At 62.0% G+C, this 16,495-nt stretch carries 15 protein-coding genes; 11 read left to right on the top strand and 4 right to left on the bottom strand.

Annotated features, from left to right (window positions below):
• The 3 genes from K2Y42_RS14470 to K2Y42_RS14460 all read right to left on the bottom strand — a co-directional run bounded on the left by K2Y42_RS14470 (position 1) and on the right by K2Y42_RS14460 (position 4,963).
• Entirely contained in the window at positions 1–3,456 is a 3,456-nt protein-coding gene (locus K2Y42_RS14470; protein ID WP_291153799.1) for a polysaccharide deacetylase family protein, read from the bottom strand.
• Between the two features lie 300 nt (positions 3,457–3,756).
• A complete protein-coding gene (locus tag K2Y42_RS14465) occupies positions 3,757–3,990 on the bottom strand; it encodes a hypothetical protein (protein WP_291153796.1) in 234 nt (77 codons plus the stop codon).
• Between the two features lie 40 nt (positions 3,991–4,030).
• A complete protein-coding gene (locus tag K2Y42_RS14460) occupies positions 4,031–4,963 on the bottom strand; it encodes a transporter (protein WP_291153793.1) in 933 nt (310 codons plus the stop codon).
• A 749-nt stretch (positions 4,964–5,712) separates the two neighbouring features.
• Here K2Y42_RS14460 and K2Y42_RS14455 point away from each other — a divergent pair.
• The 5 genes from K2Y42_RS14455 to K2Y42_RS14435 all read left to right on the top strand — a co-directional run bounded on the left by K2Y42_RS14455 (position 5,713) and on the right by K2Y42_RS14435 (position 9,798).
• Positions 5,713–6,627 carry a formylglycine-generating enzyme family protein gene (locus tag K2Y42_RS14455; protein ID WP_291153790.1) on the top strand — a complete coding sequence of 305 codons (915 nt, stop codon included), beginning with the start codon at positions 5,713–5,715 and terminating at the stop codon, positions 6,625–6,627.
• Positions 6,628–6,656: 29 nt separating this feature from the next.
• Complete coding sequence (locus K2Y42_RS14450) at positions 6,657–6,998, top strand: hypothetical protein (RefSeq protein ID WP_291153787.1); 342 nt, start codon at positions 6,657–6,659, stop codon at positions 6,996–6,998.
• A gap of 4 nt (positions 6,999–7,002) precedes the next feature.
• On the top strand, positions 7,003–7,512 hold the full coding sequence (locus tag K2Y42_RS14445; protein WP_291153784.1) for a hypothetical protein: 510 nt from the start codon (positions 7,003–7,005) through the stop codon (positions 7,510–7,512).
• Entirely contained in the window at positions 7,509–8,138 is a 630-nt protein-coding gene (locus K2Y42_RS14440; protein WP_291153781.1) for a DUF202 domain-containing protein, read from the top strand. Before K2Y42_RS14445 ends, K2Y42_RS14440 begins: the two co-directional genes overlap by 4 nt.
• 97 nt (positions 8,139–8,235) lie before the next feature.
• Positions 8,236–9,798, top strand: coding sequence for an arylsulfatase (locus tag K2Y42_RS14435; protein WP_291153778.1), 1,563 nt, complete (start codon positions 8,236–8,238; stop codon positions 9,796–9,798).
• Positions 9,799–9,859: 61 nt separating this feature from the next.
• Here the strand turns inward: K2Y42_RS14435 and K2Y42_RS14430 are convergent, their stop codons facing one another.
• Entirely contained in the window at positions 9,860–10,078 is a 219-nt protein-coding gene (locus K2Y42_RS14430) for a hypothetical protein (protein ID WP_291153775.1), read from the bottom strand.
• A 242-nt stretch (positions 10,079–10,320) separates the two neighbouring features.
• On the opposite strand from K2Y42_RS14430, the gene K2Y42_RS14425 reads away from it, so the two are divergent.
• The 6 genes from K2Y42_RS14425 to K2Y42_RS14400 are packed head-to-tail and all read left to right on the top strand — an operon-like array spanning position 10,321 to position 16,456.
• Positions 10,321–10,674, top strand: a complete 354-nt coding sequence (locus K2Y42_RS14425; protein ID WP_291153773.1) for a DUF1622 domain-containing protein — start codon at positions 10,321–10,323, stop codon at positions 10,672–10,674.
• Positions 10,675–10,683: 9 nt separating this feature from the next.
• Entirely contained in the window at positions 10,684–11,682 is a 999-nt protein-coding gene (locus K2Y42_RS14420; protein ID WP_291153770.1) for an HAD family hydrolase, read from the top strand.
• An 11-nt stretch (positions 11,683–11,693) separates the two neighbouring features.
• The gene (locus tag K2Y42_RS14415) at positions 11,694–13,142 is read left to right on the top strand and encodes a DUF1254 domain-containing protein (protein ID WP_291153767.1); all 1,449 of its coding nucleotides are present in this window, start codon (positions 11,694–11,696) and stop codon (positions 13,140–13,142) included.
• A 14-nt stretch (positions 13,143–13,156) separates the two neighbouring features.
• On the top strand, positions 13,157–14,461 hold the full coding sequence (locus tag K2Y42_RS14410) for a DUF1214 domain-containing protein (RefSeq protein WP_291153764.1): 1,305 nt from the start codon (positions 13,157–13,159) through the stop codon (positions 14,459–14,461).
• Positions 14,462–14,512: 51 nt separating this feature from the next.
• Positions 14,513–14,980, top strand: coding sequence for a hypothetical protein (locus tag K2Y42_RS14405; protein WP_291153762.1), 468 nt, complete (start codon positions 14,513–14,515; stop codon positions 14,978–14,980).
• 57 nt (positions 14,981–15,037) lie between these two features.
• On the top strand, positions 15,038–16,456 hold the full coding sequence (locus K2Y42_RS14400) for a DUF1254 domain-containing protein (RefSeq protein WP_291153759.1): 1,419 nt from the start codon (positions 15,038–15,040) through the stop codon (positions 16,454–16,456).
• Positions 16,457–16,495 lie beyond the last annotated feature (39 nt).

The following is a 16,495-nucleotide window of genomic DNA, read 5'->3' as shown; positions in this document are numbered from 1 at the left end:
TCAGCTTGATCGTGTGTCCTCGGAAGGAGGCGCTTTCGGCGGCAACGCCGCTTGGTTCACCGTCGCCTTGCGGTCGAGCTTACCCCAGCCAACGAGGTGCCCCTTGGCCGCCGAGATGACGGACTTCACGACGACATAGTAGAGAAGCTGGCGGTAGCCGAACCGCTGCAGGACGAGCCACCACAACAGTCGCCAGTCCTCCTTCTTCTCGAACAGGAATGCGATCGCCGCCGTGGCGAGGTCGACGGTCATGAATAGCGCATAGTAGAACAGGGTGATCTCGAGGTTGGTCGGATCGAACTGCGCGCCGTGCTCGAGATAGTCGAGCGTCGCCGTCACGACCTGAACCACGAGCATCAGGTCCACGAATGGCGAGATGAGCCCGAGCAAGATCTGGAACAGCCAGGCCTGCGGAAGCGCGACGAGGCCGAGCGCGCCATAGCGCGGCCGGAAGGTGACGTCTGCGTGCTTCCACAAGCACTGCAACGTCCCGAACGACCAGCGGAACCTCTGCTTGGCGAGCCCGGCGACCGTATCCGGGGCTTCAGTCCATGCCACTGCGTCGGCATCGAAGATCGCTCGGTAGCCGGCTTTCTGGATCGCGATCGTGAGATCCTGATCCTCGGCAAGCGTGTCCCCTGGAAATCCGCCGAGTTCCGCCAGGGCGGAGCGTCGCCAGGCGCCCACCGCGCCCGGCACCACCGTGATGCAGTCGAGCGCCGCGAGCGCGCGCCGCTCGAGGTTCTGTGCCGAGATGTATTCGAGCGCCTGCCAGCGCGTCAGCATGTTGATGCGGTTGCCGACCTTGGCGTTGCCGGCGACGGCTCCGATCGTCGCGTCTCCGAACCAACGGGTGAGCTTGGCGATGGTGTCCGGCTCAAACTGCGTATCGGCATCGAGCGCGATGATGACCTCTCCCGCCGCGCGCTCGAGCCCTGTGTTGACCGCGTGCGCCTTGCCGCCGTTCGCAATCGTGATGAGCGTGACGCGCGGATCGGCCCCGAAACTGCGGCGTACGACGTCGCTCGTTCCGTCGGTCGACCCGTCATCGATCACGATCACCTCGAGGGTGACGTGGCGGCTTTCAAGGATCCGTACGACAGACTCCCCGATGACGTTCTCCTCGTTGAACGCCGGAATCAACACCGTCACCGCGATGCCGTCACTTGCACTGACAGGGGGCGTGCGTCCGCGCTTGAAGTGGCTCCAGAGCGCGAGTCCGCAGAGCGCTGCGAGGCGAGCCAGGCCAAGGCCGATTGCGAGCTTGAAGAGGAAATGCATCGTGGACTGAAGCCAGCTCGCCGTGATGAACACGTACCAGTTAACGAGCGTCGAGCGGTCCTCGGGTGGAACCGGCGGCATCACCTGGTCGAACGTCCAGCCGGCCAGCTCCGAGACCGGCACGATCTTGAGACCCTTGGCGCGCAAGGCATCGATGATGCGCGGCAGCGCCTTGACGGTCTGGGATCTGTCGCCGCCGGCGTCGTGCAACAGCACGATCTGCCCGCGCGTCTCGGGGTTGGTATCGGCCATGCGATCCAGCACCCGCTTGACGATGAGGTCTGCCGGCGGCTTTTGCCAGTCGTCGGGATCGACTCGGAGTCCGACCGATACGTAGCCCAGTGTCTGCGCGAGCTTGACGGGATTGATCTCGCTCGGGGTGGTCGGTTCCGCATCGCCGAAAAACGGCGCCCGGAAGAGCCGCATCGAGCGCCCCGTCAGCGCCTCGACCAGTCGCTGCGTGGCATTGATCTCGATGCGCGATACCTGCTCCGAGGTCTCGCCGAGGTTGGGATGCGTGAACGTGTGGTTGCCGATCTCGTGGCCATCCGCAAGAAGACGCTGGACCAGACTGGGATTGGCCTCGCCGTTTTCGCCCACGATGAAGAACGTCGCCTTGGCGCCTTTTTCCTTCAGGATGTCGAGGATCTGCGGCGTCCACTCGGCGCTCGGCCCGTCATCGAACGTCAGCGCCACCTTGTTGGGCACGAACCCCGAGCGGCGGATGACATAGGAAGTCGGAATCGTGGTGAACGCCTCAGACGTGATGATCTGGTTCTTGCCCATCTCAAACGTACGGGCGCCACTGGCGGGTTCGGCCGCAATGCTGAGAATCTCGCCTTCGCCCTCGATGTCGATATCGCTGCCGGGAACGATGGTCTTGAGCTCCTCGGGCACGCCCGCGTCGTAGGGTCTGCCGAGCAGCGACCAGATCGACGGGTCTTCCGAGCCGAGGCGCCACAGGGCATAGCCCATGGGGCGGAACACGTCCGCCGCCCGGATCTGGTTGTGGGCGGTCACGGCATCGAGGAACCAGACGTCGTGGGTGCTGCCGTCGTCCTCCTTGTACTGGAAATAGGGGTTGAGCGTAGCCGGATCGAATAGGATCGGCGCCTCGGACTCCTTGGACGAGAGCACCGTTTCCTGGAACGTCATGTCGATCGCAGGCCCTTTGCCGCCCCAGTCGTAACCGTAGTTCCCGAGCGCGACGATCGTGTGCGCAGGATTGAGTTCCTTCATGCGCTGGCTGAGTTTATCGACGAACCATGGCTGTGACGCGATGGCTCCTGCCGAGCCTTCCTCGAAGTGCTCGTCGTAGGCCATCAGGATCTGGTAGTCGGTCACGGTCGCGTAGACGCGATAGGTCCAGTCGGGATCGTCAAATGGCGCGCAAATGGCGACCAGCCAGCCGTGGGGCGCGAACGCCTGGCGCATCTCGCGAAGGAACGTGATGAGGTTCTTGTGCGCCTCTTTGGGAACTTCCTCGAAGTCGACCACGAGGCCTTGGGCGGCGTTCGTCTCGAGAAAGGCAACGAGGTTGTTGAGGCGGGCCTGGCGTTTGGCGGGGTCGGCAAGCATCCGCGCGAGCCCCGGGCCATCCCACTTTCCGTCGCTTGCATTCTGCAGCATCGGGAGAACGGCGGGCGGCACCTTCTGCCTGCGCAGAAGATCAACCGATTTCTGGTCGACCCCGGTCTTGAGTTCCATATCGGGACCGACGAGCTCGAGCCAGCTCGGCACCACCCAGTCGAGCTTCGGCATCGCCTTCGCGAGCGACGCATAGCTGCTGTCGTCCCACGTCACGTAGAAGCCGATCGTGAGTGGCCGGCTGCCCTCACGCGCACGGATTCCCGCAAGCTGCTTCGACGACGGCTTGGGAATGACTTGATGCTTGGCCCATTTCGGCAGGCCGGCCTTGTTCGAGCGCGCGTCATCCGCGAGCCGGCGCGCGGCAGGCAAAAGCTCACGCCGTTGCGCAATGTCGTTGGCGACCGTCAGCGGCGAGCGCTTGTGCGGCGGCGCGAGAGGCAGAACAGAGACGCCGGGGAAGAACAGCACGCTCGCCACGAAGGCGAGCAGCATGATCGTGCTGATCACGGAGACGATCCGACCGAGATGTCCGAGGACAACCGAGCGGCGTTTCGTCGGGTCGAAGAAGACGGGATGACGTGTCACGTGCTGACCTGAGATGGGGCTGAAGCTATACCACGGTGATCCTGCGTACGGCCTCAAAGTTCCGTAAGCTGGCGGAATGGGCGCGGTAAAGTAAACGCTGCCGGCGTCCCGGAAACTTTCGGGTCAGGAGCACGCTGCCGATCCAGCGATCCATATCGCGTCAGTTTGTGGGAGCTGACCGGACGCGTTGGATGAGCCCACCGAAACCAGCGAGAAATCCGGCATATCTCCAAGACTATTTGCAAAGCTGCTGTATCGCAGGCGTTCACGCGCGCCTCACGATCGCGGCCAGCCTGTTATCTAGCAATGGGCTGAAATGCCCCGAGAAAACAGGACCTTCACGATGAAATCGATCCGCAGCAGGAGGCGCAGTAGCGACGGCGGGCCGTGGCCGCCAAAACTGCCGACCGGGACCATCCGTCGGACGTCGCTTTGAAATTGCAGTTCAGCGCGTTCGAGTTGTTCGCCCGGCAGACCTACTCGAACGTCAGCATCAAGGACATCGGGCGGCCGCTCGGCATCCGGAATACGCACATCCCGCAATCCGTTCTGGGATCGCCGGGTGAGACGAGTCCTAAAACCGTACTGTGCCGGACAACATCGACGTGCTGCCGTCCATACGACGCTTGGCGTTGAATTCTTCGTAGTGCCGTGCGCTCAGAACAACGGGCGTTTGCCCCACCAGCGTCGTGTAGGACAAGCCTCCGCCAATGGCATCGACGTCGCCCTGGAACGGCCCCAGCACGGCACCAGGGCCGGAGTCGCCGGAGATCTGACGATAATCATATCCGACCACACCGAGAACTAGCCCCGTGCAAATCTCGTAGCCGACCGCCCACTCGAAGTGAAAATCGGTGCCGCTATCGTAATTGGTCTCCTTGTTTTCGGAGTTGAACGTCACGCCCGCGGCACCGTTGACTTGCAGTTTCGACACCGTCCAGGTGAATGCCCAGCCGACGTCGATCCCGGGCCGGTTGAGCCCGATGTTCGGTTGAAGCCCGTTCGGATCGTACTTTCCGGTCGGCGCCACGACCTGGACGTAGGCCGTGTGGGAAAAGTCCTTGCGCGACCAGCCGAGTTGAGCGCGCGCGTTCACGTCGCCGAAGCCCCAACCATCGACCGATTCCGTCACGGTATTGCCGAGCGGGCCGGTGACTTGGGCCTCGATGTCGATGTGTCCGACCGGAATGGTCACGGAGAGACCTAGGTTCGCACCGAAAATCTTCGCCTCAGGCACGTACAGAATGTTCGTTGCTTGCGAGAAGAACTCGGCGCCCATGCCCACGTTGATGACGCGACCACCGATCGTGACCGGCCCGTTGATCTCACCTTCGTAATACGCGGATGCAAACGTGACGTATGTGCCGGCGGGCGGCGTGACGCCCGCGCCGAACGCGGCGGCACCGAGGCCATATGAAGAAAACGCGAACTCATCCGCGTGCGCGTCGGCGCAAGTCAGCGACGTGAAAAGCACGACTGCTGCGACACAAGGAAAGTTCCGGTTCATCGCATTGCTCCTCTGTCCAAGGCTCAGCACGCGACAAGAGAATCCCTCATCATTCATAGAGCGAGCCAAGAGGTTTTTGGTGTCGACCGGGCACCACAGCCGCGATAATTCAGTTTTTGATTTTTTGCTTCAAAAGCTCGTCGAGCGCGCATCGAAAAAACGCGCACACCTGAATTAGTTTGACACGATTTACAGTTAGCGCATTATCTCTACTGAGACGACGGGGCGGGAGCTATGTAACCATCCGAGGGTGCGCCATGCTAATGGGCCGCCACGTCTTGCACTCCGATGTCATTTTTTCGGGATTTCTCCGAGCTGCCTCGGTCGCAACGAGCGGCAATTTTGGTGCAGTGCGAAAGCGCCCTCTCCGGCTCGCGGTTCCCGGTGCGCTCGATGCGAAGCAACGTCACCTGCTTCGTCTTCAATTCAATAGAAAAAAATGGATTGCTCCACCCTTCAGGCCGCTCCCGTTGTCGTCGGGAATTGCGGTGTTCACGCCTCTGGCTTCGATTGGAACATAAGCAGCTTCGTCGTCCGATTGGTGCGGCGCGACGAAACGTTTCGATAATCACTAACGAAGCCTCGGGCGCTTGGTGAGCCGCAATTGCGGTACTTCAATAAACGGTTCTTGAGAGTGCGTATTCGCCACGATCGTAAAAGGACCTCAAATGACGGCGTCCGACTCAAGAGATGCGTGCTTAGCGTCGCGAGATGAAAATCGTCGCCAGACGGGCCATTCTAGTCAAGGCATGATCTTCGTGCCTGGCGGCACCTTCGCCATGGGCTCGGACAAACACTACCCGGAAGAAGCTCCGGTCCATCGCGTGACAGTGGACGGATTTTGGATTGATTCGACGCCCGTCACCAACGCCGAGTTCCGCAAGTTCGTGGATGCGACGGGATACGTCACCTTTGCTGAGATCGCGCCGAAGGCCGAGGACTATCCCGGCGCGCTTCCTCACATGCTCAAGGCCGGATCGCTTGTCTTCCAACCGCCCTCCGGCCACGTGGACCTCCGCCAATGGGCGCAATGGTGGGAGTTTCGATTTGGCGCCAACTGGCGCAAGCCGTATGGCCGCGGAAGCTGGATCAAGGGCCTCGACGACCACCCCGTCGTCCACGTGGCCTACAGAGATGCCGAGGCGTATGCGGCGTGGGCAGGGAAAGAGCTGCCAACAGAAGCGGAATGGGAATTTGCCGCCCGGGGCGGCCTCGAAAATAGCGAGTTCGCATGGGGCGATGATTTCACGCCCGGCGGACGCCACATGGCCAATACCTGGCAGGGCAACTTTCCGCACGAGAACCTGAAGCTTGATCGTTACGAGCGGACCTCTCCGGTCCGCGCGTTCCCGCCAAACGGTTACGATCTCTACGACATGATCGGAAACGTCTGGGAGTGGACGAGCGATTGGTACGCCCCGAAGCACCCGGCCGACGCGGCCAAAGCCTGCTGCATCCCGGAGAACCCGCGTGGTGCGCGCCGCGAGGCGAGCTTCGATCCCTGCCAGCCGCAGATCCGCATTCCACGCAAGGTGCTGAAAGGCGGCTCGCATCTCTGCGCGCCAAACTACTGTCGCCGCTATCGGCCCGCCGCCCGCCATCCGGAACCCATCGACACTTCGACCAGCCACGTCGGCTTTCGATGCGTGGTGCGCCAAACGTAAAAATGAACCGAGACAAGGGAGTACATGACGTGAAGATCGGACATGTGACGCTTGCAGCAGGGGCATTCGCGCTCTGCTTCGGTCTCTTTTCCTTCAGTCCTGATGCGGACGCGCGCAGGATCGGCGGCCGAGCCCATATCAAAGCCGGCAAAATTTCCCATAGCCATCCGCGTGCACGGCACGCCGCGCGCCACGTTGCGCGCGACGTACGCCGCGCCGGCCGTTGGGTCAACGGCGTTTGGATCGTGAATGGTGTGGCGGCCAGCGTCGCCGTCGGCACCGCGAGCAACTGCGGTTACTACTGGCGCAAGTGGCGCGAAACGGGAAGCGCGTACTGGCGGGATCAGTATCGCGATCATGGGTGCGGCTGATCCCATGGCCCGGAGCGCCCCCATACCGCTCGAGCAGGCCATGACGTGGGTCGTGGTTGCGTTGGCGCTCGCGCTTGTCGGGTGGGGGTTCTTCAAGCACGGCCTGTCGACGGAGGTGCATCAGCGCTTCTGGGCCGACATCTTTGGACGCACCGATGGCCCGATGACATTCCGCTTTTTCCTGCAGCCGACGATGGCGGCGATCGCAGCCGTGCACGACGGGCTCAGGGATGCGCGCAGCGGGCACAAGGCCTTCTTCTGGACGGCGCTATGGGATCCGTCCCAGCCCGCGGGGCGGTTGCGCGAAGGACTGACAGCGACCGCGCGCATCATGCTGCTCGGCATCGCCATGGATGTCCTCTACCAGCACCAGGTCTTTGACCGCTTTTATCCGGCCGAGGCCGTGATGATCGCCATTCTTCTCGCGGTCGTGCCTTACTTCATCGTGCGATGGCTCGTCGAGCTGGTGGCACGCCGGAAGCTCCGTCACGCAAATACGGGAGATGGCCCATGACGCAGGACGCACTCATGTCCTTGTCGGAACGTCCGCAGAGGCTTCCTGAAACGCCCGTGCCGTCCATCCCGGCGATCGACGAAACGAAGCCGGATGTGGCGTCAGTTCAGTACTCCCGCTTCCGCACCAAACTGTCGACGCACCGCACCGGCCTGTCCGAACATCGCACGTCGCTCTCCGAGTACCGGACAGATCTTTCGACGGGCCGTACCGAGATGTCGATGCGGCGCACGGGCATGTCGTTCCAGCGTACGCGCATGAGCGCGGATCGCACACTGATGTCCGTGATCCGCACGTCCCTGTCGCTGATCAGCTTCGGTTTCACGATCTACCAGGTGTTCGAGAAGCTGCGCGAGGCAGGTTCGATCACGCATGCAGGTGCTCCACGCAACTTCGGCATCGCGCTCGTGCTCCTCGGCATCGCGATGCTGGGAGGCGGCATCATCTACCACGTGCAGTTCATGACGGGCCTGCGCCAAGAGCGAGCGAATATGAAAGGCGGCGGGCTCATTCATGGAGAGAGCGGGTTTCCGATTTCGATCACGCTCATCACTGCCGGGATCCTGCTGCTGATCGGCATTCTCGCCGTCTTGAGCATGGTCTTCGACATCGGTCCATTTGGTTGAGGAGGCACACCATGCATTGAACGCGGACACCACCGACCGATCGCAGCAAGTCGCATTCCCGGGGGGCAGGAAACACTGAACAGAACGGAGTATGCGTATGGCCAAAGCAGCGAAGAACGGAAAGTCGGCAAAGCCGAACATCCTCGTCATCTGGGGCGACGATATCGGGCAATCGAACCTGAGTTGCTACACTCACGGGCTGATGGGCTATCAAACGCCCAACATCGATCGCATCGCCAAGGAAGGCCTGCTGTTCACGGACAGCTATGGCGAACAATCCTGCACCGCCGGCCGCTCATCCTTCATTACAGGACAAAGCGTTTTCCGGACCGGCCTATCGAAAGTCGGGCTTCCCGGCGCGCCGGTCGGCATGAACGAGAAGATCGTCACGATCGCGGCGTTGCTGAAGGAGCAGGGCTACGCGACGGGGCAATTCGGCAAGAACCATCTCGGCGATCTCAACCATATGCTGCCGACCAACCACGGCTTCGACGAGTTCTTCGGCAACCTCTACCACCTCAACGCCGAGGAAGATCCCGAGGAATACGACTATCCGTCCGAAAAGGACTTCCCGGGCTTCAAAAAGAGCCTCGGGCCGCGCGGCGTCATTCATTCATGGGCGACCGACAAGGACGATCCGACCGAGATGCCGCGGTGGGGCCGGGTCGGCAAGCAGAAGATCGAGGATACCGGTCCGCTCAATAGAAAGCGGATGGAGACATGCGACGACGAATTCGTCGCCGCCGCCACGGATTTCATCAAGCGGCAGAACAAGGACGGCGCGCCGTTCTTCGTCTGGCTCAACACCACGCACATGCATGCCTGGACGCACACGAAGCCGAAAAGTCGCGGCCAGGCCGGACGCTGGCAGTCGGCGTATCACGACACAATGATCGACCACGACCGAAACGTCGGCGAAATGCTCGATCTGCTCGACGAGCTTGGCATCGCCGAGGACACGATGGTCGTGTACTCGACCGACAACGGTCCGCACCGCAACACCTGGCCGGACGGCGGCATGACGCCGTTCCGTAGCGAAAAGAACACCAACTGGGAGGGCGCCTTCCGCGTGCCGCAGTTGGTGCGCTGGCCTGGCAAGATCGAGGCCGGCTCAATCGCCAACGGGATCGTGCAGCATCACGACTGGATGCCGACGTTCCTCGAAATGGCTGGCGCGTTGGACGTCGTCGACCAGTTGAAGAAGGGCTACAAGGCGATCGGACGAACCTACAAGAACCACATCGACGGGTTCAGCCTGCTCTCCTACCTCACCGGCAAGTCCAAGGAGAGCCCGCGCAATCTGTTCGTCTATATCAGCGATGACGGCGACGTTTTGGCGATCCGTTTCGACAACTGGAAAATGACGTTCATGGAGCAGCGCTGCAAGGGGACGCTGCAGGTCTGGGCAGAGCCGTTCACGCGGTTGCGCGTGCCGAAGCTCTTCAACCTACGCACCGATCCTTATGAGTTCGCGGATGTTACCTCGAATACCTATTGGGATTGGTACATGCGCAAGGGCTACATGATCATGGCGTCCCAGACGATCGCTGGAAAGTTCGCCGAGACGTTCAAGGAGTTCCCGGCGATCCAGAAGCCCAACAGCTTCACCATCGACGACGCTTTGAGCGCCATGGCGGACGCCTCGACGAGCGGCCAATAAGCCAGAGGGGCGGCGAGTGTGCTCGCCGCCCCTCGATCAAGATGGGCCGAACATGCGTTGGTTAGAATTTTCCGAACCAATTGAGATTTACGACGTGCGCAAGCTGCTCCATCGGCTTGCTGCACCTCTCGTGGTAGTCGCCCGTGAGGCCGCCAAAGCCATGCGGGTCGGTGTCGAAATGAACGCGGCGCGAGCGCTCGTGTTTCCGGATCGGCGACTTGCAAGCCGCACACACCGGCCCCTGCGGCTCCTCGCCGTCAGGCAATGCATCGAAAGGCATGAGGCAGCCCCCCCAACAAAGCACATCGTTCATTCAAGGTTACACAGGGCCGCTTCGCGGCCAAGAGCAACGCGGTCGCATGTTGTGGACGGATTGCCCGCTATCCCCTCAAGTCCAGGCCGGGTGTCGCTTTTTCGGCGAGTGGGCCGGACAGATTGCGTTGCGCTCGATGCCCGCTTCGCTCGCGAAAACGACTGCAATCACTGTCGCGAGCACTTCGCCCGGACCGCGGGAGCGCGTCCATGATCGAGGCTCTCGAACCGCTTACACGCCATGCCATCGCGGCCATCGACTTCATCGCGCTCATCGTCATCTGCTTTGGGACGATCGAAGCCGCAGTGGCGATTGCGAAGGCCTTGGCCACGGGGGCAGGCGGACACGAGCAACGCGACATCTGGATCCGTTATTCGCGTTGGCTGGTCGCCGGCCTGACCTTTCAGCTCGCCGCCGACATCGTCGAGACATCGGTCACGACCGACTGGGAGTCGGTCGCGCGGCTCGGGCTGATCGCCGCTATCCGCACGCTTCTCAACTATTTCCTCGAACGCGATTTGGCCGAAGTCCGGCAACGTCAGATTGAAGCACCGCAACAGTGAGCAATTGAGATGCATCTCGTTCGCGTGATTGTCATCGCCTTCGCGGTCGCATCGGCCGGGCTCGGCGCGCACGATGCCGCGTGCGCACAAGCGGACCCATTGCCGTCGTGGAACGCCTCGCCGGCAAAGGATGCAATCGTCAACTTCGTGGCGCGCGTCACCAATGAGAGTGGCAAAGACTTCGTCGCACCGGCCGAGCGCGTTGCCGTCTTTGACAACGACGGCACGCTGTGGGCCGAGCAGCCCGTCTATTTTCAGGTCGAGTTTCTTGTCGCCCGCGTCAAGGCGCTCGCGCCGCAGCATCCGGACTGGGAGACGAAGGAACCGTTCGCGTCCCTTCTTAAGGGCGATCTCAAGGGCGTTGCGGCAAGCGGCGAAGCCGGTATCGCCGCGCTGATGGCGGCCACACACGCCGGCATGACGACGGATGAGTTCGCAGCCACGGTCAGCGATTGGATCGGCACGGCCAAGCACCCGAAGAGCGGCCGCCTCTACACCGAGATGGTGTATCAGCCGATGCTGGAACTGCTGGCCTACCTGCGGGCGAACCGGTTCAAGACCTACATCGTCTCCGGCGGCGGCATCGAGTTCATGCGTCCCTGGACGGAACGCGTGTACGGCATCCCGCCAGAGCAGGTCGTCGGGTCAACGGGCGGCCTCAAGCTCGAAATGCGCGAGACCGGCCCAGTCATCGTCAAGCTCCCGGAGCTCGTGCTCAACGACGACAAGGCGGGCAAGCCCGTCGGAATCCAGCGCCACATCGGCCGCCGCCCCATTGCCGCGTTCGGCAACTCCGACGGCGACCTGCAGATGCTGCAATGGACCTGCAGTGCCCCCGGCGCGCGCCTCTGCCTCTACGTGCACCACACCGATGCCGAGCGGGAGTGGGCGTACGACCGCACGTCTCATATCGGCATGCTCGACAAGGGGCTCGACGAGGCCGCCGCCAAGGGCTGGACCGTCGTCGACATGAAGCAGGACTGGAACGCGGTTTTTTCGCAAAACTGAGGAGTTCGATCATGAAAGCGAACGTGCGCGTAACGGGCAGGCAGGGCGCCGCACTCATTTCCGCACTAAGCCTTGCGGTCCTCCCGATAACGTCGGCGCCGCGCGCCGAGGACATGACGCCCGAGGCGGCCCACGCCATCGCCGTCGATGCATACGTGTACTTCTATCCGCTCGTCACCATGGACGTGACGCGCCGCCAGCTCACCAACATGGAGGCGGGAAAAACCGAATTCGGCGGCCCGATGAACACGTTCGTGAACGTGAAGGCCTTCCCCTCCGCCGACGCGCGGGCGGTCGTGCGCCCCAACTTCGACACGCTCTATTCGAGCGGCTGGCTCGACTTGACATCCGGCCCCGTCATCGTTTCGGCACCGGACACGGCAGGCCGCTTCTATCTCCTTCCCATGCTCGACATGTGGTCCGATGTATTCGCGTCTCCCGGATCGCGCACGACGGGCACTAAGGCCGCGAATTTCCTGCTGGCCCCGCCGGGTTGGACATCCGGAGCGGAGCTGCCGAGCGGCGTGCAGCGCATCGACGCGCCGACACCATATGTCTGGGTGATCGGCCGCACGAAAACCGATGGTCCGGCAGACTATGAGGCCGTTCACAAAATCCAGGCTGGTTATGGGATCACGCCGCTCTCCGAATGGGGCAAGACCCCTACGCCGGTGTCGACCAAGCTCGACGCCTCGGTCGACATGAAAACGCCTCCGAAGACGCAGGTCGACGCCATGCCGGCCGCCGCATACTTCGCGTACGCTGCCGAACTCATGAAGCGTCATCCCCCGCACATCACAGACCAGCCGATCGTCGCCCGCATGCGGCGCATCGGGCTAGTGCCCGGTACGAGTTTCGCCCTCGCCGACCTCGAGCCCGCCGTGAAAAAGGCGATCGAGAGCGCGCCCGCCGATGCGCAGAAACTTATGGAATGGAAGGTCGCAACCCTTGCCCGCGTGGCCAACGGCTGGTCGATGAATACCGATACGATGGGGGTCTACGGCAACTACTATTTGAAGCGCGCGATCGTCGCGCAAGTCGGCCTCGGCGCCAACCTGCCCGAGGACGCAATCTATCCGCTGAACCTCGCCGACGACACGGGCAAGCCCCTCGATGGCTCCAACAAGTACAAACTTACGTTTGACAAAGCAGCCCTGCCGCCCGTCGAGGCGTTCTGGTCGATCACCCTCTACGATCAGGAAGGCTTCCAGACCGCGAATGCCCTGAACCGCTTCGCCGTGTCGAGCTGGATGCCATTCAAAGCCAACCCGGACGGATCTCTCGATCTGTACTTCCAGAACGAGAACCCTGGCCCCGACAAGGAAGCAAATTGGCTGCCCGCGCCCAAGGGGGCGTTCAACCTCACCATGCGCCTTTATGGACCGAAGTCTGATGCGCTGACGGGGAGGTGGAACCCGCCGGCCGTAAAAATCGTCGAGACCAAGAGTGCCGTGCAATAGGAGGAAGGAACGAGATGAAGAGAATTCTGGCTTTTCTCCTTACGCTGACGCTGGCAGGCCCCGGGTTCGCGCAAGCGCCCAGCTATTCCGATCAGGAGATCAGCGACGCGTACATTTATCTGCTCGGCAGATTGCTGATCACGCGCCAGCAGCAGCTCGACTTCAAGGATGGATTCAAATGGAACGAGCTGGTGCATCGCAAGCCCGGAGAAGTGGATTGGCCCAATCCCAATCTCGATGTGGCGTACTCGGAGGCGTGGGTCGCGGTCGACGAAAGCAGTTGCACGATCGTGAGCGTGCCGAAGGTCGAAGGCCGCTATTACACCGTCCACTTCCTCAACGGCTGGGGTGAAACGATTGCGAACATCAACGAGCGCCTCTTTCCCAAGCGGCCCTTCGGTGAGTTCGCCATGTGCATGAGGGGCGCGAAAGTTGATATTCCGGACGGCGCCACGCGCATCGACCTGCCGGTGAAGTACTCGCGAGTTCTTGCGCGGGTCGAACTCGGCTCGGATCCCGAACGGGCCATCGAGCTGCAGCATCAATTCAAGTTTCAGGCAACTGGCACACCGAAGCTGCCGGACATCCCGGCGACTCCGATTTTCGAACTCGAGCACCTTCCGGGCGTCGAGGCCTTCGAGGCTGCCGATGTCGCGCTCGACGGCGAACCAGATCTCAGCGTCGGGCTAGAGGGGCTTGGCGACAAGGCTCACGCGATCGGACGCGCCGTCAAAGATCCGGAAGAGCGCGCGCGTGTCGACAAGGTGATCCGCAGCCGCGCCTTCGGCGATATCGGCAAGGCCAGCGCACGCATTGGGCACGGCACGGTGCAAAACGGCTGGGCGCGCCCCGGCGTGGTCGGAGAGTACGGTCTCGACTATCTCGCGCGGACGATGGTGAACAACGGCGGCATCTGGGCAAACATCAAGCCGGAAGTGCTCTACTATCGTGGCAGCCTGGATGAGGCCGGGGCCGAACTCCAGAGTGACAACGTCTACACTTTGACGTTCCCGAAGGATGGCCTGCCTGCGCAGTACGCCACGTTTTTCTGGTCGGTGATCGCCGTCGACAGTCACCGCTTCCGCGTCCTTCCCAACCCACTCCATCGCTTTCTGATCAACAATCACTCGGGCGTGCAATACGGCCCGGACGGATCGCTCACGCTCTACTTCGCCGATCAGAAGCCGGCCGATGTGCCCGACGCGAACTGGCTGCCGACACCGAAGGGACAGAAGTATCGCCTCACGTTCCGCTTCTACCGGCCGACGGAGGGCGTGGCGAACGGCACGTACTACCCGCCACCCCTTGTCAAACGCTGATGCGAGAGGAGGACGCCATGGCACTGGGTGCGCGCTTCGCAAAGTGGGGTCTTGGCCTTTTTATCTTCGGCGCTTTTTCTGACCTTCGGGATCATCGCGCACTACTGCGTCGGCGCCCGCTGGCCTACGGGCGAGCTGTTCATGCAGAACATTTCGCTTTGGTGGGCGTGTCCGTGGACGCTCTCGGTCGCGGCCGTCCAGGCGGGAGGGCTCGGGATGGCCGCAATAGGTCTCACGCTCATCACCGCAGCGCGCGTCTCGCCGAGCACCGACAACGATCTCGGCGACCTGCCGCTTTGGCTCTGCATCAGCGGACTGCTCGGCGTGTTTGCCGTCGGGTACCCCGGCTACTTCGTGTTCGATGCGATCTGGCCGAGCTTCTACTACTCGCCGGTTGCCGACGGAAAGAACGCCTGGCTGGTCGGCCAAGCGTTCTTCATCGGAATTTACTTCGCGGGAATGATGTTCGCGCTCGCCGGCGTGCGGCGTGATCTCGATGCCCTGTCCTCAGCGTCTTGACGTTGCAAAAGTCGAACTACGAGAACGCGCACTTTATTCCGTGTAGGAGCCCGCCACATGACATCGGCTACATCCGTCCACACTTCAAAAATGCCCCTGTCGCCGAATTGGTCGCAAGCTCTGCCGACCGTGCCTGATGCGCGCGTGAAGATCACGGAAGCTTATGCGGCGCATGTCGCGCGCGATGTCTTCTTCTGGGCCTGGCCGCTGGTCAACATGTACAACCGCCGCCTCGCGTTTTCGAAATTCAAGGAATTCAGGTACGCCGGGCCGTTGCTCGAGGCGCCGCTCAACGGGCTCACCATGCTCACGGATTACGTCAATCCGGAAGAACGCAACGTCGCTTGCCCGAACCAGGACGTGGTCTATGGTCTCGGCCTGCTCGCGCTGGATGTCTCACCCGTAGTCATCCAGGTGCCGGATTTCGGCGATCGCTTCTGGGTCTATCAGATCGTCGATCTGCGCACCGACAGCTTCGTTCAGCTCGGCAAGATGCATGGATCAACGCCGGGCTTTTATCTGCTGGCCGGTCCCGATTGGCAGGGCGACGTCCCGAAGGGGATCACCAGGGTCTTTCGCGCTTCGACCCGCACCGCGCTGGCCGGCCCTCGCATCTTTCAGGACGATACCCCTGAAGACAAGCGCGCGATCCAGGACGTGCTGACCGGCATCGTGATGTATCCGCTGGCCGACTACGACGGACGCATGAAGCGGATGGAGTGGAGCAAGCTGCCGAGAATTGCCGGTGCCCCTCCGGGTGAAGTGGAAACACGTTGGGTATTCCCGGAAAAATTCTTCGACGAACTTCCGGCGGTGCTGGCTGATGCCCCGCCACTGCCCGGCGAAGAGGCGCGCTACGCCCAGGTGGCGGCAGTGCTCGCCGCGGCCAAAGACAATCCGAAGATGAAGCAGGCGATGATCGAGGCGGCCAAGGACGCCGAAGAGAAACTCGTTACGCCGCTGTTTCAGTTCCGCAACTACGGCCAGCAATTGCCGCACCACTGGAGCACGATCTCGAACGAATCCGCGTTCGGCACCGACTACTTCACCCGCACGGCGGTTGCGAAGTCGAACATCCTGGTCAATTCACCCGACGAGACCAAATATTTCTACCAGGACCTCGATGTCTCGGGCGCGCGTCTCAACAGCGACAACCGCTACCGCGTGACGTTCCCAAAGGACGGTGCGCCGCCGGTCAACGGATTCTGGTCGCTGTCGATCTACAACGAGCATCACTTCTTCGTCGCCAACGCAATCAATCGCTTCTCGGTCGGGACGAAGAACAAGGACCTGAAGGTCGCGGACGACGGCTCTTTGAGCATTCATGTTCAAGCCGACGAACCAACCGATCCGGTACAGCGCGCCAACTGGCTACCGGCACCAAAGGGCGATTTCTCGCTTTACATGCGCGCCTACTGGCCGAAGACGGCCGTCACAGACGGGTCTTGGACACCGCCTGCGGTCATCAAGGCGTAGGGCGTCGCGCGCGGGCCGGCTGCCTGATGGAGGCGAAAC

The sequence above is a fragment of the Hyphomicrobium sp. genome (assembly GCF_019744875.1).
Taxonomy (GTDB): domain Bacteria; phylum Pseudomonadota; class Alphaproteobacteria; order Rhizobiales; family Hyphomicrobiaceae; genus Hyphomicrobium_C.
The sequence above is the reverse complement of the archived record's forward strand: the minus strand, read 5'-3'. Positions and strand labels throughout refer to the sequence as shown.